We start from the raw sequence: 21,254 nt of genomic DNA, 5'->3' as shown, positions 1-21,254 counted from the left end.
GAGGGTTTTATTATGAATACAAAAGAAGAAGTATTAGATTTATTAGAAGAATTAACTGGAACAGATGAAGTAAAAGAAAATTTAGATATGAACTTATTTGATGAAGGGGTTTTAGATTCATTAGGAACTGTACAATTATTGATTGAAGTAGAAGCTAGATTTGGTGTTTCTGTACCTGTTTCTGAATTTGACCGCGCAGAGTGGGCAACGCCTAACTTAATTAGCCAAAAAATTGAGTCTTTAATGTAATGAAACGCAAGTTAATTATGGCGATAGGCCCATTAGTAGTAGCAGTGGTCATGTTACTAGGAGTTTTATTTGCGCCATTTAATATTTTACCTGTTGGAAAAAGACAAGTAGCTGATTCTGCTACAGCAATCAGTACCAATATTATGAAGGGGGAAAAAGTGTACCAAACAGCAATGAATGAGCCACAAATGGTACCTTTCTTTGGGTCTTCTGAATTGTCACGTTTTGATCCGTTTCACCCTTCTGTGTTAGCTGAAAAATACCAAAGAAACTACACTCCTTATCTGATTGGAAATGCCGGTTCTCAATCACTAACACACTTTTTAGCAATGGAGGGAATGGGAGAAAGCTTAAAAAATAAAAAAGCAGTCTTTATTATTTCCCCACAATGGTTTGTCAAAAAAGGCGCTCCAGGAATGATGTTTGATTCGCATTTTTCACCATTGCAAACCTTCGAGTTTATTAAAGCAAATGATAAAGACACACCAGAACGTCGCTACGCAGCATCGCGCTTACTAACTTATAAATCCGTTAAATCCGATATCAAAATGGTTTCAGCTTTACGCTCGGTAGAAAAAGGCGAAGCCTTGACACGGAAACAACGTGTTTATATTAAAATGAAATTGCGTATTTTAGAGCGAGAAGATGATCTATTTGGTGCTTTCATTACAAATAAAAATAAACAAAAAGTTGAAAAATCAGTTAAACGTCTACCGGATGTTTATAATTTTGAAAAGCTAGATAAATTAGCCTATCAAATTGGCGAAAAAGGAAGCAATAATAATCCTTTTGAGATTAAAAATGGCTTCTATCAAACAAGAATTCAACCGATTCAAGGGGATTTAAAAAACTCACAAACTCATTTTGACTATGAATGCTCTCCGGAATATTCAGATTTTCAATTAGTATTAGCTAAAATGAAAGAAAACAATATGGACGTTCGCTTTGTAGTAACACCTGTCAATCATAAGTGGATGGAATTTACAGGGTTATCTCCAGAAATGATGGAGCAATTTTCTAAAAAAATCAATTATCAATTAAAAAGCCAAGGTTTTAAAGTCGTTGATTTTTCACAAGATGGCTCTGAAAGTTACTTTATGCAAGATACGATTCATATTGGTTGGCGTGGTTGGTTGGCTCTTGATAAGCAATTAAAACCATTTTTAGAGTCAAAAACAAAGGAATCCAATGTAATTAAATTAAATAATTATTTTCTAACAAAAGAGTGGCAAGATAAAAAAGCTGCTGATATGGGAGAATAATGAGTAAGTGGCGAATTTTTCGTCACTTTTTTTGTACGTTATTTTATCCATAAAACTTATGTAATTCTAAAGATATATGATAAACTAATAACTATAAATAAAAAAGTTAACAGTTAAATACAGGGTATGTGAATTGGAGGAGTAAAGATGCTAGAAGTACGAAATTTAAAAAAGACATTCGGTTCATTAACCGCGGTAAATGACTTATCTTTTACAATCAACGATGGTGAAATTCTAGGTATGATTGGACAAAATGGCGCTGGTAAAACAACAACGTTTCGTTTGATTCTACAATTTTTAACAGCAGATACAGGGGAAATATTGTGGAATGGCAAACCGTTAAAAAAGGTAGATTATGATATGATTGGCTATTTACCAGAAGAAAGAGGGTTGTATCCAAATATTTCTATCGAAGAACAAATTTATTATTTTGCACGATTACGAGGAAAGTCTAAAAAAGAAATTAGACCTCAAATTGATTATTGGATGGAAAAATTTCAAGTGAAAGGTAAAAAAACAGATAAGGTCAAATCATTATCAAAAGGAAATCAGCAAAAAGTTCAATTGATTTGTACCTTAATTCATAAACCAAAACTTGTAATTTTAGATGAACCTTTTAGTGGTTTAGATCCAGTCAACGCTGATTTATTACAACAGGGAATTATAGAATTAAAAGAGCAGGGGAGTTGTGTCATTTTTTCAAGCCACCAAATGGAAAACGTTGCTGAAATTTGTGATAGTTTAATTATGCTGCGTAATGGAGAGACGGTTTTACATGGAAAAGTCAATGAAATTAGAGAAACATTTGGTCGGACAAAATTATTTTTAGAAAGCCATTTAACAACTGCTGAATTGGAGAATCTTCCTGGCGTGCTGAACGTTGCTTATTCAACAGAGGGCGTTGCAGTTATTCATTTAAGTGACGCACATTATGGCAAGGAAATTTTTGATATTGTGACTAAAAATGGCTATATTCCAACCTTTAGTCAACAAGCTCCGACTTTAGAAGAAATTTTCAAATTGAAAGCGGGTGGCAATGATGAAAATAAATAAATTTTGGATTATCGTTTGGGAAGTTTATAAAAAAAATGTCAGATCGGTAGCCTTTATTATGATGGTTCTTTCCCCAATTTTAATAGCGGCAGCAGCAGGTGGAATTGGATATATTGTCAATAAAACCGCAACAACTCCAGAAATTGCCATTATTTCTGAAAATAAACAATTTGTTGAAGCCCTAAGCTCCTCAAAAGACGAGTACAAAATTAATAAAAAAATTACGACTGAAAAGGCTGCTAAAGATGCGTTGAAAAAAGAAGATTTAACTGGCTATCTTGTTATTGAAGAAAAAAATAATAAAATAACTGGTAATTATATTCAAAGTACAACAAGTGACAATGTGGATACAACGATGATTACTCAGATTTTGACAGCAATTCAAACGAATCAAGTAGCCGGTAAATTAGGGTTAAGCCAGAAAGACGTTGCAGCACTAGTTACGCCTGCAGATGTTAAAACGACAACGTTAAAATTTGAAGGAAATAAAGAAGAAACCAATGAAGAAACAGATGCTATGATTAAACGCTGGAGCGCTTATATTGTCGCATTTGCCATTTATATGTTTACTTTATACTACTCAAGTATTATTGCCCAAGAAATTGCTTCAGAAAAAGGCACACGAATTATGGAGATTATTTTATCAAGTGTTTCTGCAACGCAACATTTCTTTGGAAAATTAGTCGGCATTTTATTTGTTTGTTTCACTCAAATTTTTAGCTATGCTATTTTAGGTCTAATAGCTTATCAAATTGGGAAATCTTTTGATTTTGTGGAAGAAGCTTTAAAAGGAATCGATTTGTTTAGCCTATTAAAAGATTTAATTGGGAATGCGATTATCTTCTTTATTTTTGGAATTATGATTTATACGATTTTAGCTGCGTTACTAGGTTCCTTAGTCTCAAAAGTAGAAGATGTTGGTAAAGCAATTACACCATTAACGTTATTGACGCTAGTTGGATTTTTTGGAGGAATGTATGGGTTTGCCACACCTAATGAACCATTAGTTAAAATCGGTTCATTTATTCCATTTTTCACACCGTTTATGATGCCATTTAGAATCGCCAGTGATACAGTTAGCAGTAATAGCGTTATCATATCGATCATTGTGATGGCAGTTTTCACAATTATTTGTACGTATGTATCATTAACCATGTATCGTTCAAATGTCTTGATTTATTCTGATGCAAGTTTAATGAAATCACTTAAACGTTCGTGGGTTATTATGCGAAATGAAAAAAATAAGATTTAAACCCGAAATCCTTACTGAAAAGTAAGGATTTTTTTATTAATTAAAATTGCCATTGTATTTAGAAGCTTTTGCCATTAAGATAATAGTATAAAATAAACTGCTTTAAACTCAAAAGACAGCAAGTAGAGAGGACTGGCAGTAATAAAGGAAGTAAATAGCATGGCACTTAATTTTATTAAATCACAATTTATCGAAGTTATTGAATGGTCAGATACCACGAAGGAAACACTAGCATATAAGTTTCCAATTCAGCAAAAAGAAATAAAAATGGGAGCCCAATTGACGGTTTCTCCAACTCAAATTGCTCTTTTTATCAATGAAGGAAGAGTGGCTGATGTTTTTACTCCAGGTAGATACGAACTTCAAACACAAAATTTACCGATTTTAACAAAATTAAAATCTTGGCAATATGGATTTAATTCTCCATTTAAAGCTGAAGTATACTTTATTGATACAAAAAGAATGTTGGATCAACGTTGGGGAACTAAACAACCAATTAATCTAAGAGATGAAGATTTTAGATTTATTGCTGTTCGCAGTAATGGAACTTTTTCATATCACATCAGTGATCCAATCGTTTTCTTAAAAGAAGTCGTTGGAAGCGGTGAAGAAGTAACCGCGACCTCTTTAATTGACCATTTACGTTCACAGATACTAGCTAGCTTTAGTGATTGTCTAGGAGAAGCAAAGCTATCTTATATGGATTTAATGGCTTTTACAGATGATCTTGGTAGAATATGTGAAATGAAGCTACAAGAAAAATTTATTGCATTAGGCATTGAATTAGACAGTTTTGATATCCAAAGCTTTAATTTACCACCTGAAGTTCAAGAAGCTATCAATAAGAGAAGTACAATGGGAATTATGGGCGATGCAGTTGGCACCTACACACAACTTCAAGCGGCTGATGCAATGACTGAAATGGCAAAAAATCCTAATGGTGGCGTCGCTGGAATGGCGGCCCAAATGACGAATGGTGTCGTTTTGGGAAATGCAATGAGTCAATCGATTGCAACCAATATGGCAAAATCAGCACCTCAACAAGTAGTTGAACCAACCGTTCCAGAAATAAAATCTGAGACAACAACACCTAAATCAGCAACCAAATGTATGAATTGTCAGCATGAAAATCCAGCGAATGCCAAATTCTGTATTGAATGTGGTTCAAGTATACAAGTCGTTACCCCAAAATGTATCAATTGCCAAGTTGAAATTACCCCGCAAACTAAATTTTGTCCAGAATGTGGTCAAAAGCAATCTTAAAAAGCTGAGGTGTTTACCATTAACGAAGAAGAATTAAGTGAAAAAAAAGCACAACATGTAAAATGCAGCCAGTGCGATGGAGCAGTTGAGTTTGATCCTGCGAAAAATAAAATGGTTTGCTTATATTGTGGAAGTGAATACGATGTTGTTTCCAATAACGCCCCTATTACAACAACTAAATTAGCAGATGAATTAGTAGGAAAGAAAGAAGTCGTTAAAGGCTTATCCACAATGATTCATTGTAATGATTGTGGAGCCGAAATTTTAACGGATGCGACGCAAGTTATCAATGTCTGTACATTTTGTAATTCTCGTTTAATTGTGGAAAATAAGGAATATGAAATGATCCCGCCAGACGCTTTGATTCCTTTTAAAGTATCTAAAACTGAAGTAGAAGCGAATTTCAAACAATGGATTAAGAAAAAGCGATTCGCTCCAAATAAATTAAGAAGTGCAAAGCAAGCGAGTCAAATTCAAGGGGTTTATTTACCCTATTGGGCATTTGATACTAAAGTTGATGTTGAGTATCACGGCATTCGTGGGGATTATTACAACACTAAAGAAACCTACTGGCAAAATGGCACTACTAAACAAAGAGATAAGCGCAAAGTAAGATGGAAAAAAGCTAGAGGAAATCTGACAAAAGAATTTAAAAATATTTTGATTCCAGCAAGTGGCAAAGAAGGTAGCAATTTTATTAAAAAACTAGAACCTTTTCAATTTAAAGAACTCGTTCCTTATCAAAATGATTATTTAGCTGGACTTTCTGCAGAACGCTATCAAATTGATTTGTCCGATTCATGGAAAGCAGCTCAAGGAAAAGTAATTCCAGCTATCAAAGCTAGTATTGAAACAGATATTGGTGGAGATACGACCAAAGAAATCGAGTATCAAACGAGCTATACTCACCCTCAATTTAAACACTTATTATTGCCGATTTGGATCAATAGCTATTCGTATAAAGGCAAAACTTATCATTATTTTGTGAATGGTCAGAGTGGAAAAGTTGTGGGGGCGGCTCCAAAAAGTCCTTTAAAAATTACGTTATTAGCAATTGCGATTTTAGTCTTAATTATTTTGATTTAATTTAAAAAGGAAGATCAAAGAATTTCTTTGATCTTCCTTTTTTAGTTTTGTTTCATCATCTTTTTAAGCTCCGTTAACGCACGGTACGAAACTTCGCATTTTTGGCCATTTATCATGTAAACAAAGCGATTTTTAACATCAACTTCTTTAACATTAGTCAAATTAATTAAATAAGATTGGTGACAACGGAAAAAGTTGTGTTTTAATAACTCCGTTTCAACATCCTTAAGAGAACCATAAAATTCTGCCTGTTTGGTTAATGAATGCATTTTAATTTTATGAACTTTTGAAGAAACTTCGAAAAATAAAATATTTTTGTATTTTTCAGTAATAATACGAGTACCATCCTTAATACTAAATTGTGACTGTTCATTACTTGAAGGATTACGTGAAATAATAGTGGTTAAACATTCAAGCAAGCGACGTTCAAGATTATCTGTATCCTGTTTTACGATATAATCCAATGCTTCAATTTTGTATTTGAAGGTATGTTGAAATTTCTCTGTATCAGAAGTAATAAAAATAATAAAACCACGAGGATCTAGCTCTCGAATTTTTTGAGCAAGTTCCAAACCATTCATCACATTGCTTCCTAAATCAATATCTAGAAAATAAACACCAGGTTCTTTAGATGATTTAACAATGTTTAGTAAAGTTGTAGGGTTACTCGTTGTTAATTTTATTGAAAAATCTAATTGATTTTCTTCAATCACATTAGCGGCATGAGCGGTAATTTGTTTTGCAATCGCTGGATTATCCTCACAAATAAAAAGTTCAGTCATAAGTTGATTCCTCCATAATATTTAATTGCTGAATAAAATAATGATTTTCAATTGCGGTGTCTAAATGGATCACATCGGACTTATCCATCATTTCTGATAAATTCCAAAGTCCTAAACCACGGTCAGAGCCTTTCGTCGAAAAGCCATGTTCAAATAGTTGATAAATAGGAACAAGCAAATCTTCAATTTGATTTTCAATTGTAATCAAGACGCGGTCTTCATATGTGATAAAGGAAAGACGAATTCTACCATTTTCAATAGATTCAGTTGCTTCAATGGCATTATCTAACAAAATCCCAATGGCCGTGCATAAATCTAAAATATCCATATTAATACGGGTCACAGGAGTGGGGACCTCGCAACTGATGTCCATGCCTTTTTCTTGAGCAAGCAATAATTTTGTTGCGACTAAGCCTTTTAATTCAGGAATTTCAATTCGATAAAGATCCGCAAGCTTAATTAGATTAGTAGTAATCGATTGACTGATAGGTACGATATGCTCAGTAAAATAACGTTCTAATCCAGCCATATCCTTCGTTTCGATATACCCAACCATCCCAGTATACATATTTAAATAATCATGACGAAATTTGCGATATTCTTGATAGTTTTCTTCGAGCTTATTGCTATAAATTCTAAGCTGATCCAACTCTAATTTTCTTTTTTGGACTTCTGTTTCACGGGTTAGAGCGATATAAAGAAAAATAAAAGCAATTAGAATGATGCTTCCAAAAGCTAAGAACATCAAGTTGGTTATTTGAATAATTTCATGGTCAAACTGATAGAGTTTTTCTAAAGTTGTTGAGGTAATAAAAAAGATAATGGTAAGTGTAAGAAACACTACAGCAATAACAATAAAAGTTCTATTAGAAACAAGGGTCCATAATTTTTGAGTAGACTTCAATGTTTTTTTGACAATTAAGAAAAGACAATAAGTAATAAGATAATAGGTTAATAAAAATAAAGAAATGGACATCCTTGAAGAAAAGGATTCATAATTTGCTGTATCTTTATAAATAGGCATCATGATAAATCCGGTTAAGTATTGCGCTGCATAAGTGATTATAAAGGTTAGCAGTACAATAATAATGGTGTTTATTAATTCTCGATTGACAAAATAAACAAGACTTATAATTGTTAGAATTGAGAAGGGTAACAATAAACTTTCATTGATATGATAAAGTATGCCAAATTCGACTAAATTAAAAAGAATATAAATAAGTGTAATAAATTTTAAAGAAGCTTTCTTTTCCAAAAATTGATAGGCTAAGAAAAAAAGACTGATATTTTCTAAAGATCCATAAATTAAGAGTTCCATTTTTTCTCCATTCATAAAAAATAATTATAAAGCCATTTTAACAGAAACGGCTTTATAATTAAATTGGTTTAAGCTTCTTTTTGTAATTTTTGTAGTTCTTTTAATTTAGGAGAAACGGGCTCATATTGAACAACAAAACAAGTTCTTGCTGAAGCGCTAGTTCCAAGATGTAAGAATAATTTTTTGAAAATACTATTCATAAAGTTCATAGTTATTGTACCTCCTTTTTAAAATTTTATAAGTTACAGGTAGAATTAATAGTGCTTGATAAAATCCACCTAGTAAAATCAATGTTTTGATAGTTGCAGGTACAAATGCAACTATGATTAAAAGAATAATGCAACAAATGGTTGATTTTATTCTTAATTTTTTTCTTTTTTCACCATCAATTAGTGGATTATTTTCAGTATCAGCAGGTGAGTATAGTAAGATACTAAAGAAAATAAAGAAAGAAATAAGAAAAATCAAAGGAGTTGGCAATATAAGCTCTTTAAAAAAATAGGGGATAATATTAAAAAGAGCGATGCTAGTAATGGTACAGACAAAACTACTGAGAGAATGCAATCCAAAAGAATATCTTCTAAGCAACATATAAGATAGATGCACAATTAATGTTGGGATTAATTGTTTTGTAAGATAAGCAATACCATAAATAATGGTTAATTTAGATAGATTAATAAGTAAAATCTCTAGCCCATATTGAATATAATCGTAATTTTTTTCAGATGATGTTATTCCCATTTTATTTAATAAAAACTCAGAGAATTTAGGTATAGTCATTTTGTTGCCTCCTTAACTATGAATATAACATGATTCTTTTTTTAAAAGAATCGGAAATATCGTAAGCGTTAATAAAATAGTCATATTCGTTTTTTGTTGGTTGTTATTTAAAAAAATATTAAATTTTACTCGCCTTCTGTTAAAGTTTTTCTTTATTAAAAAAATCATTTGATTTTTTTATCTTGTTATTTTAGAAATAAAAAAATATCTGAATTATTAATAAAATAACCCAGACACTCTTTGTTTTATTTTTTATTTTTCTTTTGATGCCTAGAAGAGCGAGAGGGTAATGTATCAAAGATCGTTTCTTCCTCTAATTCTGAAGAAATTTGCTCATTCACATCTGTAAATTCTTGAGAAAGTTTATCAAATTCTGATAAAGCTTCTTCAGCACTCATCTGATGAAATTTTTCAACCTCTTCTTGAGAAACAACGGAAGCTGATGGAATAAGGACTTTTTCTTCAACAATTGTTTCTTCCTCTATTCTTTCTAAAGGAAGGTCATCTGTGATGGCTGTTTCTGGTAACTCCAATTGAACATCATTAATAGGTTCTACTTCAGGAACCAATTCTTCTGCAAATAAGTCGCTATCAATCTCTTCGTCAAAAGTTTCATTTAGTTCAGTCGCTTCATTTTGCTCCATGCTTATGGATTCAACAGCTAACGTTGGGCTCTCTTCTTTTTCTTCAGTCATAACAAAAGTTTCAAGAGGAGTTTCAATTGAAACCGTGTCTTTTGCATCCCATTGAAGGGTAATGGTGACTTCTTTTGCTTTGAGAGAAACTTCTGATACTGCTTCAGCATAAAGTGTTTCTTGTAATTGAATCTGTTCTGCTAAAAATCCTGTTTCTAAACTGAAGCTAGGTTTTGCATGCTCAATTCGAGTGTTAACGATGTCGCCTGTTAACGTATAAATCCGTTGATGTTTTTTTTCTTTTGCTAATGTGAGTGAACCAAAGCCAGCCTTTTTGAAAAATAAGACAATAGCTGAAAAATCTTCTAAAGGATATTGTCTTGCCAGTTCTTTTCCTGCCCAATATAAAATATCTTCCGTGTCTTTTCCTAAAAGATTTGGCAATAGACCATCACGTATCAGTTCATAACCAAACATGGAAACTGAACCATTTAAGTTTTCTAAATCCAATGATGTTGCTTGTTCTTCGTTTTTCATTTGCGTCACCTCATTATAGTCTTCTCGTTCATTATAACGTGAAAAGTGTTTGAAGCCCATCTTTTTTCACTTTACTTAATAAAAATGATAGAAATCCTCAAGTTTCCATTAAAAGATGCAGCTATCCCTTGAATTTTCCCTGAAAAAAAGCGAAAATAGAAAGTATCAACGATACTAAATGTAAAATGAGGTTTTTGAACTATGACAAAACAAGCGATTGGCTTTATTGATTCAGGAGTTGGCGGATTGACGGTTGTCAAAGAGGCCATGCGTCAGTTACCAAATGAATCTATTTATTATGTTGGAGATACGGCTCGTTGTCCATATGGTCCTAGACCGGAAGAACAAGTCCGCCAATTTACTTGGGAAATGACTCATTTTCTATTAGATAAAGATATTAAAATGCTTGTAATTGCGTGCAATACAGCAACTGCAGCAGCTTTAGAAGACATCAAAAAAAAATTAGCCATTCCTGTCATTGGGGTGATTTTACCAGGAAGTCGAGCAGCAATTAAAGCAACAACTAATAATCATATCGGTGTGATTGGAACAGCTGGAACTGTAAAAAGCGATATGTATAAAAAAATGATTCAATCTAAAGATAAAAAAGCAACAGTTAATAGTTTAGCTTGTCCCAAATTTGTTCCGATTGTTGAAAGCAACGAATACAACAGTGCAATTGCCAAAAAAGTTGTAGCTGAAACGTTGAAGCCAATGCAAAATAAAGGTGTAGATACGTTGATTCTTGGTTGTACTCATTATCCTTTATTGCGTCCGATTATTCAAAATGTAATGGGAAAACAGGTTACATTAATCGACTCTGGAGCAGAAACAGTTAGTGAAGTTAGCACAATTTTAGATTATTTTGATATAGCAGTCGATAGTAAAAATAAAGAAAAATCAGAACGCTGTTTTTATACAACTGGCTCAACACAGATGTTTCAAGAAATTGCTTCTGGATGGTTAGGCCTTGAAGAAATGAATGTGGAGCAAATCAAACTTGGTAGTCATTAAGAAATAAAAAGAATAGAGGCAAACAACATGCGAGTAGATGGAAGAAGTTTTGATGAAAGTCGGAAAGTAACAATTGAGACCAATTATTTAAAACACCCAGAGGGATCTGTTTTGATTTCTGTTGGGGATACAAAAGTAATTTGTAATGCTTCATTAGAATCCCGCGTACCGCCTTTTATGCGTGGCGAAGGCCGCGGTTGGGTAACGGCCGAATATAGCATGTTACCAAGAGCGACAAATACCCGCAATATTCGTGAAGCAGCAAAAGGAAAACTAACTGGCCGAACAATGGAAATTCAACGTTTGATTGGACGTGCATTGCGTTCAGTAATTGATTTAGACTTATTAGGTGAGCGCTCAATCGTCGTTGATTGTGATGTAATTCAAGCAGACGGTGGAACGAGAACGGCAAGTATTACTGGAGCTTTCGTGGCGCTAAGCCTTGCGATTAACAAATTAATTGAAAGTGGCGAACTGACAACCAATCCAATCAAAGAAAATATTGCAGCAATCAGTGTAGGTATTTTAACAAACGGGCAAGCCGTTTTAGATTTAAACTATCTTGAAGATAGTTCTGCAGCGGTGGATATGAATTTAGTTATGACAACGGGTGGAAAGTTTGTTGAAATCCAAGGTACTGGTGAAGAAGCGACTTTTTCAACAGATGAATTAACCTCAATGCTAGCCTTAGGTGATTTAGGTATCAAAGAATTGATTCGTCTTCAAAATGAAGCGATTGAAAATAGTTCAACGGAAGCAATCGTTTATCCAGCATTGCCTAAGAACCAATTATTGATTGCAACTCGCAATAAGGGAAAAGCTAAAGAGTTTGAAGCCTTATTTGCTAAAAAAGGTTGGTCAATTAAAACCTTACTAGACTTTCCAGAAATTCCAGATGTTGATGAAACTGGAACAACCTTTGAAGAAAATGCGTTATTAAAGGCAGAAACGATTGCACAAACGTTGAACATGGTTGTTTTAGCAGATGACTCAGGTTTGAAAGTAGATGCTTTAGGTGGGCAACCAGGTGTGTATTCAGCCAGATTTGCTGGTGAAGCTAAGAGTGACGCTGCCAATAATGCTAAATTGCTTCATGAGTTGACAGATGTACCAGATGCAGAGCGTACGGCACAATTCCATTGTACACTAGCTTTAGCAATGCCAGATAAAGAAAGTTTGGTTGTAAGTGGCGAAGTAGACGGCGTTATTTTGACCATTCCACGTGGCGACAATGGGTTTGGTTATGATCCTTTATTCTATGTCCCTCGTTTGGAAAAAACAATGGCGGAATTATCCGGAGAAGAAAAAAATCAAAACAGTCATCGTAGTCAAGCTTTAATGCAATTAGAAAAAGTTTGGGACGGTTGGGTCAATCAATAAAAATTCGAGGAGTGAGCACATGTTAGTCTTAGTTGTTAGTGATAATCATGGCGATCGTGAAGTATTAGTGGATTTGATTGAAAAGTATCAAGGAAAAGTAGACGGGATGTTTCATTGTGGGGATTCCGAATTAGAAGCGACAGATTCTGTGTGGAATGATTTTTATGTTGTCCGTGGCAATTGCGATTACGACGATGCTTTTCCAACGACCGTTGTAGCAGATATCAAAAAAGAGAAAATTTTTATGACTCATGGACATTTGCATGAAGTGAAATTTACGATGAATACTTTATTATTGGCAGCTAAAGAGGTGGGTGCTAGTTTTGCCTTCTTTGGACATACCCATGAACTAGGAGTAGAATTAGTCGATGATGTGTTGTTGCTTAATCCAGGGAGCATTCGTTTGCCAAGAGGAAAGTATCCAATTAAAACATACGCAATCGTTGAAACGACATCAGAAAAAATAACAGTTAAGTACTATGATGAAACCCATCAATTGGTATCTGAATTAACAAGTGAATTTAAAAGATAGAAGCTAAAAGCTAAAAGCAGAGAATATATTCTCTGCTTTTTTTATTTAAAAATAACAAGATAAGTGAAAAAATTTCCCTTTCAGACAGAATTCGCTATAATAAAAGAGTTGGAGTTCCTAAAAGTTAACGAGAGAAGAGTCGTTAGATAGAACGCTTTCTTAAGGAAGTATTAAAGTTAAAATACTAACAAGAAAGACTACTTTTTTTCACATTTATAACGTAAAATAAGAAGTAAGTTAAGGACTTTTAAGGAGGATATTTAAATAATGATAGGGAAAGAAATAGGAGAAATGCTCCTTGAAAATCAAGAAAATTTTTTAATTCCAGCAGAAATGGTAGCCCATGTTCAAGTAAATAATCATTTAGACCATGCACTATTAGTTTTAACAAAAGTAGGCTACTCTGTTATTCCTGTTTTAGATCATGAATATAAAATAAAAGGGTTAATTTCAATGCCAATGATTATAGATGCTATTATGGGGCTTGAAAAATTCGATTACGATAAATTAAGTGATACATGTGTGCATGAAGTGATGCAGACTGATTTTGCAACGATAAATAATCCGTATGATCTAGAAGAAGTTTTACATTTACTAGTAAATCATGCATTTATCTGTGTGGCAAGCGAAGATGGAAGCTTTACAGGGATCGTAACAAGAAGTGAAATTCTAAAAGGAACCAATCGAATTGCTCATGAATTTGAAAATGAATTTGATGTGATAAAAAAAGAAAACATGAAGAAAAGTCATTAGAAATCAATTTTTAACAGAAAAGGTTTCATTTTCCGTTAAAAATTTGCTATGCTAGTCATAACGATAAAAGATTTATAGAGGAGAGATATCATGGATGCAAATGAAATCATTGCTTTTATAGCAAATAGTGAGAAAAAAACACCTGTAAAGGTTTATATTAAAGGGTCTTTAAAAGAATTAACCTTCCCAGATACAATTCAAAATTTTACCAATTGTAAAACTGGCGTACTTTTTGGCGATTGGAAAGATGTAGAACCTTTTTTAAAAGAAAACCAAGCGTTAATTACCGATCAAGTAGTTGAAAATGATCGTCGCAATTCAGCTGTTCCATTAGTAGACATGAAAGGCTTGAATGCAAGAATTGAACCAGGTGCGATTATTCGAGATCAAGTTGAGATTGGAAATCAAGCAGTTATTATGATGGGCGCTTTAATCAATATTGGTGCCGTTATTGGAGATAATACAATGATCGATATGGGTGCTGTTCTTGGTGGACGTGCAACTGTTGGAAAAAATTGTCATATCGGAGCAGGGACGGTTTTAGCAGGTGTAGTTGAACCAGCTAGTGCTCAACCAGTAGTTATCGAAGACGATGTATTAATCGGTGCTAACGCAGTTGTCCTTGAAGGGATTCGTGTTGGTAAAGGTGCTGTTGTTGCAGCGGGAGCAATTGTTGTTAATGACGTTGCACCGTATACCGTTGTTGCCGGTGTTCCAGCTAAAAAAATTAAAGATATCGATGAAAAAACAAAAAGTAAAACAAGTTTAATTGACGAATTGCGCAAACTATAAAAATAAAAGGCTATCTCTCGTGAGATAGCTTTTTATACTATTTACTTAAAGGAGAAAGAATGATGAGCGAATTAAATCCTTTTATAAAAATAAGAAGAGACTTGCATCAAATACCAGAAATTGGTTTACTAGAATTTAAAACGCATGCTTACTTGATGGACTATATTACAGCACTCCCACAAGAGTATCTTGAAATTATTGAATGGGAAACAGCTATTATAGTGAGAGTTCGTGGCAAAGTTGGAGCTAAAACGATTGGCTGGCGAACAGATATCGATGGTTTACCCGTTAGTGAAGAGACAGGATTGCCTTTTAAATCTATTCATCCGAACCAAATGCATGCCTGTGGACACGATGTTCATATGTCGATTGCATTAGGTTTACTGACATACTTTAGCGAACACCAAGGACAGAATCATTTAGTCTTTCTATTTCAACCAGCAGAAGAAAATGCAAGCGGAGGGAAACTTCTTTATGATGCGGGCGTCTTAGATGCATGGATGCCAGATGAATTTTATGCATTGCACGTTCAACCTAATTTAAAAGTTGGGCAGATTGGGACAAAAGTTGGAACGTTATTTGCTGGAACATGTACTATTCAAGCGAAGTTTAGCGGGAAAAGTGGACATGCGGCATATCCTCATGAAGCCAATGATATGATTGTTGCTGCTAGTCAATTTGTGAATCAAATCCAAACCATCATTAGTCGAAATGTAGACCCAATTGAAGGTGCGGTTATTACTTTAGGTACGTTTCATGCTGGAACAACAGGAAATATTATCAGTGGAGAGGCTTCTTTGACGGGGACAATTCGAACGCTTACCCCTGAGATGAGTCGCTTAATGCAAGAACGTGTTAGACAAGTAGCTCATGGAATTGAACAATCCTATCAATGTCAAGTCGAGTTGATTTTAGAGCAAGGTGGCTATTATCCGGTTGTAAATACGGAAAAAGAGACAACTGAATTGATTGATTTTATGAAAGACCACTCAAAAGTTGATTTTATTTCTTCACCAACAGCGATGACAGGGGAAGATTTTGGTTATTTGTTAGATAAAACTCCAGGAGCGATGTTTTGGTTGGGTGTAGATAGTCCCTATGGCCTGCATCATTCGATGATGAGTCCCAAAGAAGAGGCAATTCCACTTGCTATTGAAGTTCTTGAAGCCTTTTTAACAATGAAAATAAATTAAATAGTGAATGAAAAGTTGCTTATGGCTATTTTGCATAAGCCTTTTTTTATAGATAAATTTAATCGCCAACTTCTCTTGTTATTGGATGAATGGATAATAAATTAAGAATAAAAAGAATAAGTCTTTTCTTTTAATTTGTTAACTAAAAACGCTTGTTTAGAACGGATGTTTGTATTATAATAGAAATCTATGTTTGACAGTACGAGTGAAAGAGGAGGGAAAGTGCATGAAGTTTTTGATTCAACAAATGAAAAAATTTCGTTTGTTTACTGTTTTATCAATTGTTTTAACTAGTATCATGGTGGGTTCTCAATTGTGGCAACCTAAGTTATTGCAACAAGTATTAGAAGCGATTGTAAACGATAAATTAGACGATATTTATTCAATTGGAGTAATATTGATTGGAGTGGCTGGAGTCGGTTTGATTGCCGGCATTTTAAATACAATTACTTCAGCAAAAGTAGCTCAAGAAGTTGGAGCGAATTTAAGAGAAGAAAGTTTTAGAAAAATTCAAACATTTTCGTATAGTAATATTGAACGTTTTTCAACTGGAAATTTAGTTGTTCGTTTAACGAATGACATTACTCAAGTTCAAAATTTAGTGATGTTGGCTTTACAATCGTTGATCCGAATTCCAATTTTATTTATCGGTAGTTTTATTTTAGCTATGTATACTTTGCCACAATTGTGGTGGATCATTATTTTATTAGTTGTTTTAGTTTTTATTATTGTATTCTTTACTTTTGGTGCAATGGGCAAACACTTTGCTAAAATTCAAGGCTTTTTAGATCGTGTCAATGGCATTGCAAAAGAAAATTTAGCGGGTATGCGTGTTGTGAAATCATTCGTACAAGAAGAAAACGAAGAAAAACGTTTTACAGATGTTAGTGAATCGTTAACCTACCATACAATTAAAGTGGGAAATCTATTTTCAATTATGATTCCAGCCTTTATGTTTGTATCAAATATCGCTGTTGTGACATCAATTTTCTTTGTTGGAACAATGGTGAAGAGTGATCCAGCTGTCATTGGTGCAGTTGCTTCATTTATGAGTTATTTAACTCAAATTATGATGGCGATTATCATTGGTGGAATGTTAATGATGATGTCTTCAAGAGCGATTATTTCTTTAAAACGTATTTCCGAAATTCTTGAAACAAAATCAGACATTGAATACAGTGCAACACCATTGAAAAAAGAACTTGATGGTAGTGTTACTTTTGAGCATGTTAGTTTTAAATATGAAAATGACGATGATGCAGCTTTAAAAGATATTTCATTTTCAGTTAAACCAGGTGAACTAGTTGGAATTGTTGGTGCTACTGGTTCAGGTAAATCGACCTTAGCACAATTAATGACAAGACTTTATGACCCAAGCGAAGGCGAGATTTTAATTGGTGGCGTGCCGTTAAAAGAAATTCCTAAGGATACTTTGCGACATACCATTTCATTAGTTTTGCAACGTGCTGTCTTATTTTCAGGTACGATTGCGGATAATATTCGTCAAGGGAAACAAAATGCTTCGCTAGAAGAAATGGAGCATGCTTCTGCTATTGCGCAAGCAAAAGAGTTTATCGATCGTCAAGATAACCGATATGATGCAATGGTGGAAGAACGTGGCTTGAATTTTTCAGGTGGGCAAAAGCAACGATTATCAATTACAAGAGGAATTGTGGGGGAACCCAAAGTCTTGATTTTAGATGATAGTACAAGCGCCCTAGATGCTAAATCTGAAAAATTGGTAAAAGAAGCGTTGAATCAAGAATTAGATGATACAACGACATTTATTATCGCACAAAAAATTTCATCAGTCATTCAGGCCGATAAAATTTTAGTATTAGATCAAGGGAAATTGGTTCAAGTAGGAACCCATAAAGAGTTGCTACAAACGAGTGCTATTTATCAAGAAATCTATGAAACTCAAAAAGGGAAAGAGGTGGCAGTAAATGAGTGAATTTAAAAAAATTAGTCGTTTTTTCTGGATGTACTTACGGCATTTTAAATTACAATTAGCTGTCGTAATCGTAGCAGTAGTTGCTTCGACTTATTTACAAGTAAAAGCCCCTTACTATATTGGACAAGCGATTCAAGAATTAGCAAATTATGCAGCACGTGGTTTTAAAGATAATAGTGAATTTATCCGCATTATCTGGTTGTTAGTCATTTTTTATGTATTGCTTGCAGCAGGTACCTTTATTCAAAGTATCTTGATGGCTGGAATTTCAGGTCGTTCGACTAATAAAATGCGTATTGATTTATTCAAAAAAATGGAAAGTTTATCTATCCGATTTTTTGACAGTCATAAAGACGGAGAGATGCTGAGCCGTTTTACAAGTGATTTAGATAATATATCAAATACGCTGAATCAAGCGCTAGTTCAAGTCATGTCAAATGTGGCGTTGATGGTTGGTGTGACTATTATGATGTTCCGTCAAGATGTTCAATTAAGTATCGTAACATTGGCAGCCGCTCCATTTGCCATTATTATAGCAGCTTTAGTCATTCGTAAAGCGCGTAAGTATGTAAACTTACAGCAAGAGAGCATCGGTTCTTTAAATGGTTATATTGATGAGAAAATTTCAGGTCAAAAAATGATTATTGCCAATGGTTTAGAGGCAGAAACTGTTACTGAATTTTTGGATTATAATCAGAATGTTAAAAAGGTTTCTTTTAAAGGGCAAGTTTACTCAGGTTTGCTTTTCCCAATGATGCAAGGAATTGCTCTTTTTAATACAGCGATTGTTATTTTCTTTGGTGGGTATTTTGCTTTAAATGGCAGTATCGAACGTGCGGTAGCACTAGGGTTAATTGTGACTTTTGTACAATATTCACAACAATTTTATATGCCCTTAACGCAAATTTCATCACAATATAGCATGCTGCAACTCGCTTTTACTGGTGCAAAACGTGTTATTGAAGTTCTTGATGAAGAGCCAGAAGTGGAACGTCCAACGGTAAAAGCAATGTATGGAATTGAAAAAGAAGTTCGTTTGGACCATGTTGATTTTTCATATGTACCAAATAAACCTATTTTAAAGGATATTTCAATTACGGCGAAAAAAGGTCAAATGGTTGCTTTGGTAGGACCAACAGGATCTGGTAAAACGACCATTATGAACTTGCTAAATCGTTTTTATAATGTTGATAATGGGGCTATTTTAATTGATAATGTTGATATTCGTGATATTGAGCTAGCTTCATTACGAAAACAGGTAGGAATTGTGTTACAAGATTCAGTATTGTTTTCAGGCACGATTCGAGATAATATCGTTTTTGGTAAGCCAGAAGCTACAGATAAAGAAGTCATTGGCGCTGCAAAACAGGCGCATATTCATGATTTTATTATGTCATTAGATGATGGATATGAGACAATTGTAAGTGATGAACACAGTATTTTTAGTGTGGGGCAAAAACAATTGATAAGTATTGCTAGAACAATTATTACAGATCCATCCTTGTTGATATTAGATGAAGCAACGAGTAATGTCGATACGGTGACCGAAAGTAAAATTCAAAAAGCAATGGAAGCCATCATTTCTGGTCGAACCAGCTTTGTAATTGCCCATCGCTTAAAAACTATTTTAAATGCGGATTATATTGTCGTATTGAATCAAGGAGAAATCATTGAAGAAGGTACACATGAAGAACTATTGAATTTAGAAGGATTTTATTCTGAATTGTATCACAACCAATTTGTCATGGAATAGTAAAAAGCGCCTCTCATAAAGTATGAGAGGCGCTTTTTTAATTAAGCTTCTTTTTCTTCACTTGGTGAATCTAAGAAAATCGTACATACAACACCAATCACTAAACAAGTAATTCCCATCAAAACTAATAGGATAGGATTCATCGTAGCTGTTGTTGCACCCCAATAAGGAAAGACTCCTGTTTCAAATAAAGTAATTAAAGCTGAAATCATTACTCCAGCCACACCATAATAAACAAGACTTTCATATTTTGTTAGCAAATAGCCCATTAATTTAGCAATTAAAATGATTCCAACAACAGATCCGATAACAAATGGTACTAATAATAGGACACTACCAAATGCTGCACTAGCTGCAACAAAGTCACCTTTGAGTAAATAGAAAAGTAAATCTACAAACTGACCAACTGCATTATAAACGGTTCCATATTGATTGATAACCATTAACATAATGCTGCCACTTACACCTGGAACGGACATTAATGACATTGAGAAGGCACCTGCAAAGAGCATTGAAAAAGCATCGTCCCAACTATCAAAAGATTGAATTGCGATATAGGATTCGCTGCCGCCCTCACCCATTTTTGTTAGGGCTAAAATAAGTAGAAATGAAACAACTGAAACAATTAAATAACTTGGCTTAAATGGGATTTTTTTCATTTTTTTAAAGACTAGAGGAAAACTGCCTAAGACTAATCCTACAAAGAATAAGTAAGATTGGATGGGGTATTCAACACAGACCCATAGAATCATTTTTGTAGAAGCCATAATCCCGATAACTGCACCAATTCCAATAGGTAATAAAAATTGAATAGAAGCTTTCTTATTAGACTTAAAATGATTAATAGCATCCATCATTTTTTCATATAATCCGACAACGACTGCAAAGATACTACCAGATAACCCTGGGATAACTAAGGCAATCCCAATTAAAAAACCTTTTAGTGTATTGATTAAAGACATTAAATAACGTTCCTCCTAAAGAATATTACACATTTTTATGTTACATACTTTATTATAACGATTTTTTGATGGATCAACAATAATAAAATAGTTAAGATAATGATAAGATATTTAATTATGTAGTTGGGTTTTTAATGCGTAAAAAGGATAAATAAAACCAAATAGACTAAATTTATGTTAAACTAAAAACAAATTAAAAAAAGAAGGAACTCATTATGAAAGCAAAAAAAGTAACTAAAACAAATGCGTGTCGGATCTTGGATCAAGAAAGTATTCCTTATAAGATTTATGAATTTCCTTGGAGTGAGGATCATATTGACGCAAAGTCAGTAGCAGATCAGTTAGGAATTGCTACGGAGTCTATTTATAAAACACTCGTGACAGTAGGAGATAAAACCGGAGTGGTTGTAGCCTGCTTATCTGGATCTCTAGAGCTGGATTTAAAAGCCTTAGCGAAAGTAAGTGGCAATAAAAAAGTGGAAATGCTCCCGATGAAAGAATTGGAAAAGACAACTGGCTATATTCGCGGTGGTTGCTCGCCAATTGGTATGAAAAAACAGTTTCCTACCTTTATTCAAAAAAGTGCTGAATCAGAAGATGAAATGATTATCTCTGCAGGTCGAAGAGGAATGCAATTAGCTGTTGCACCAAAAGAGCTAGCACAGGTAACAAAAGCTCAATTTGTTGATATTAGTCACTAAAAG

21 protein-coding genes are annotated in these 21,254 nt (G+C 33.8%); 15 read left to right on the top strand and 6 right to left on the bottom strand.

Annotation, left to right across the window (positions count from 1 at the left end):
- The first annotated feature begins 12 nt into the window (after window positions 1-12).
- The 6 genes from dltC to AC07SW_RS03010 all read left to right on the top strand — a co-directional run bounded on the left by dltC (window position 13) and on the right by AC07SW_RS03010 (window position 6,165).
- Window positions 13-249: a D-alanine--poly(phosphoribitol) ligase subunit DltC gene (gene dltC / locus AC07SW_RS03035; protein ID WP_034568740.1), complete on the top strand. Its 237-nt coding sequence runs from the start codon at window positions 13-15 to the stop codon at window positions 247-249.
- Entirely contained in the window at window positions 249-1,511 is a 1,263-nt protein-coding gene (dltD, locus tag AC07SW_RS03030; protein ID WP_034568743.1) for a D-alanyl-lipoteichoic acid biosynthesis protein DltD, read from the top strand. The genes dltC and dltD overlap by 1 nt, the downstream gene beginning before the upstream one ends.
- A 147-nt stretch (window positions 1,512-1,658) precedes the next feature.
- Window positions 1,659-2,564: an ABC transporter ATP-binding protein gene (locus AC07SW_RS03025; protein WP_034568745.1), complete on the top strand. Its 906-nt coding sequence runs from the start codon at window positions 1,659-1,661 to the stop codon at window positions 2,562-2,564.
- The gene (locus tag AC07SW_RS03020) at window positions 2,551-3,816 is read left to right on the top strand and encodes an ABC transporter permease (RefSeq protein WP_236707208.1); all 1,266 of its coding nucleotides are present in this window, start codon (window positions 2,551-2,553) and stop codon (window positions 3,814-3,816) included. Before AC07SW_RS03025 ends, AC07SW_RS03020 begins: the two co-directional genes overlap by 14 nt.
- A 159-nt stretch (window positions 3,817-3,975) precedes the next feature.
- Window positions 3,976-5,079, top strand: a complete 1,104-nt coding sequence (locus tag AC07SW_RS03015; RefSeq protein WP_034568747.1) for an SPFH domain-containing protein — start codon at window positions 3,976-3,978, stop codon at window positions 5,077-5,079.
- A gap of 9 nt (window positions 5,080-5,088) precedes the next feature.
- On the top strand, window positions 5,089-6,165 hold the full coding sequence (locus AC07SW_RS03010; protein ID WP_119908304.1) for a hypothetical protein: 1,077 nt from the start codon (window positions 5,089-5,091) through the stop codon (window positions 6,163-6,165).
- Window positions 6,166-6,206: 41 nt separating this feature from the next.
- Here the strand turns inward: AC07SW_RS03010 and AC07SW_RS03005 are convergent, their stop codons facing one another.
- The 5 genes from AC07SW_RS03005 to AC07SW_RS02985 form a co-directional block, all read right to left on the bottom strand.
- Window positions 6,207-6,947, bottom strand: a complete 741-nt coding sequence (locus AC07SW_RS03005) for a LytR/AlgR family response regulator transcription factor (RefSeq protein ID WP_034568752.1) — start codon at window positions 6,945-6,947, stop codon at window positions 6,207-6,209.
- Window positions 6,940-8,265 carry a sensor histidine kinase gene (locus tag AC07SW_RS03000; protein WP_463684323.1) on the bottom strand — a complete coding sequence of 442 codons (1,326 nt, stop codon included), beginning with the start codon at window positions 8,263-8,265 and terminating at the stop codon, window positions 6,940-6,942. Before AC07SW_RS03000 ends, AC07SW_RS03005 begins: the two co-directional genes overlap by 8 nt.
- 68 nt (window positions 8,266-8,333) lie before the next feature.
- On the bottom strand, window positions 8,334-8,474 hold the full coding sequence (locus tag AC07SW_RS02995; protein WP_156099051.1) for a hypothetical protein: 141 nt from the start codon (window positions 8,472-8,474) through the stop codon (window positions 8,334-8,336).
- Window positions 8,458-9,045 (bottom strand): accessory gene regulator B family protein, encoded by a 588-nt coding sequence (locus AC07SW_RS02990; RefSeq protein ID WP_135024231.1) that lies wholly within the window; start codon window positions 9,043-9,045, stop codon window positions 8,458-8,460. Before AC07SW_RS02990 ends, AC07SW_RS02995 begins: the two co-directional genes overlap by 17 nt.
- A 245-nt stretch (window positions 9,046-9,290) precedes the next feature.
- A complete protein-coding gene (locus tag AC07SW_RS02985) occupies window positions 9,291-10,217 on the bottom strand; it encodes a YslB family protein (RefSeq protein ID WP_119908698.1) in 927 nt (308 codons plus the stop codon).
- A 201-nt stretch (window positions 10,218-10,418) separates the two neighbouring features.
- On the opposite strand from AC07SW_RS02985, the gene racE reads away from it, so the two are divergent.
- The 8 genes from racE (at window position 10,419) to AC07SW_RS02945 (ending at window position 19,588) form a co-directional block, all read left to right on the top strand.
- Window positions 10,419-11,231 (top strand): glutamate racemase, encoded by an 813-nt coding sequence (gene racE, locus AC07SW_RS02980; protein WP_119908301.1) that lies wholly within the window; start codon window positions 10,419-10,421, stop codon window positions 11,229-11,231.
- Between the two features lie 27 nt (window positions 11,232-11,258).
- Complete coding sequence (gene rph / locus AC07SW_RS02975) at window positions 11,259-12,611, top strand: ribonuclease PH (RefSeq protein ID WP_311780846.1); 1,353 nt, start codon at window positions 11,259-11,261, stop codon at window positions 12,609-12,611.
- 19 nt (window positions 12,612-12,630) lie between these two features.
- Window positions 12,631-13,143 carry a metallophosphoesterase gene (locus AC07SW_RS02970; RefSeq protein WP_135024226.1) on the top strand — a complete coding sequence of 171 codons (513 nt, stop codon included), beginning with the start codon at window positions 12,631-12,633 and terminating at the stop codon, window positions 13,141-13,143.
- 267 nt (window positions 13,144-13,410) lie between these two features.
- Entirely contained in the window at window positions 13,411-13,896 is a 486-nt protein-coding gene (gene cbpB / locus AC07SW_RS02965) for a cyclic-di-AMP-binding protein CbpB (RefSeq protein WP_034568763.1), read from the top strand.
- Window positions 13,897-13,986: 90 nt separating this feature from the next.
- On the top strand, window positions 13,987-14,688 hold the full coding sequence (gene dapD / locus AC07SW_RS02960; protein ID WP_034568766.1) for a 2,3,4,5-tetrahydropyridine-2,6-dicarboxylate N-acetyltransferase: 702 nt from the start codon (window positions 13,987-13,989) through the stop codon (window positions 14,686-14,688).
- 59 nt (window positions 14,689-14,747) lie between these two features.
- The gene (locus tag AC07SW_RS02955) at window positions 14,748-15,881 is read left to right on the top strand and encodes an N-acetyldiaminopimelate deacetylase (protein WP_463684332.1); all 1,134 of its coding nucleotides are present in this window, start codon (window positions 14,748-14,750) and stop codon (window positions 15,879-15,881) included.
- Between the two features lie 247 nt (window positions 15,882-16,128).
- Window positions 16,129-17,835: an ABC transporter ATP-binding protein gene (locus tag AC07SW_RS02950; protein ID WP_376711121.1), complete on the top strand. Its 1,707-nt coding sequence runs from the start codon at window positions 16,129-16,131 to the stop codon at window positions 17,833-17,835.
- The gene (locus tag AC07SW_RS02945; protein ID WP_135024220.1) at window positions 17,828-19,588 is read left to right on the top strand and encodes an ABC transporter ATP-binding protein; all 1,761 of its coding nucleotides are present in this window, start codon (window positions 17,828-17,830) and stop codon (window positions 19,586-19,588) included. The genes AC07SW_RS02950 and AC07SW_RS02945 overlap by 8 nt, the downstream gene beginning before the upstream one ends.
- Window positions 19,589-19,629: 41 nt before the next feature.
- Here AC07SW_RS02945 and AC07SW_RS02940 read toward each other — a convergent pair whose 3' ends face one another.
- Window positions 19,630-20,550, bottom strand: a complete 921-nt coding sequence (locus AC07SW_RS02940) for a DUF368 domain-containing protein (protein ID WP_135024217.1) — start codon at window positions 20,548-20,550, stop codon at window positions 19,630-19,632.
- A gap of 215 nt (window positions 20,551-20,765) precedes the next feature.
- Here AC07SW_RS02940 and ybaK point away from each other — a divergent pair, with 215 nt between their 5' ends.
- Window positions 20,766-21,251: a Cys-tRNA(Pro) deacylase gene (ybaK, locus tag AC07SW_RS02935; RefSeq protein ID WP_463684334.1), complete on the top strand. Its 486-nt coding sequence runs from the start codon at window positions 20,766-20,768 to the stop codon at window positions 21,249-21,251.
- The last annotated feature ends 3 nt before the right edge of the window (window positions 21,252-21,254 follow it).

Source organism: Carnobacterium sp. GW821-FHT04C06 (assembly GCF_059420345.1).
This window is presented reverse-complemented; position numbering and strand designations above follow the sequence as displayed.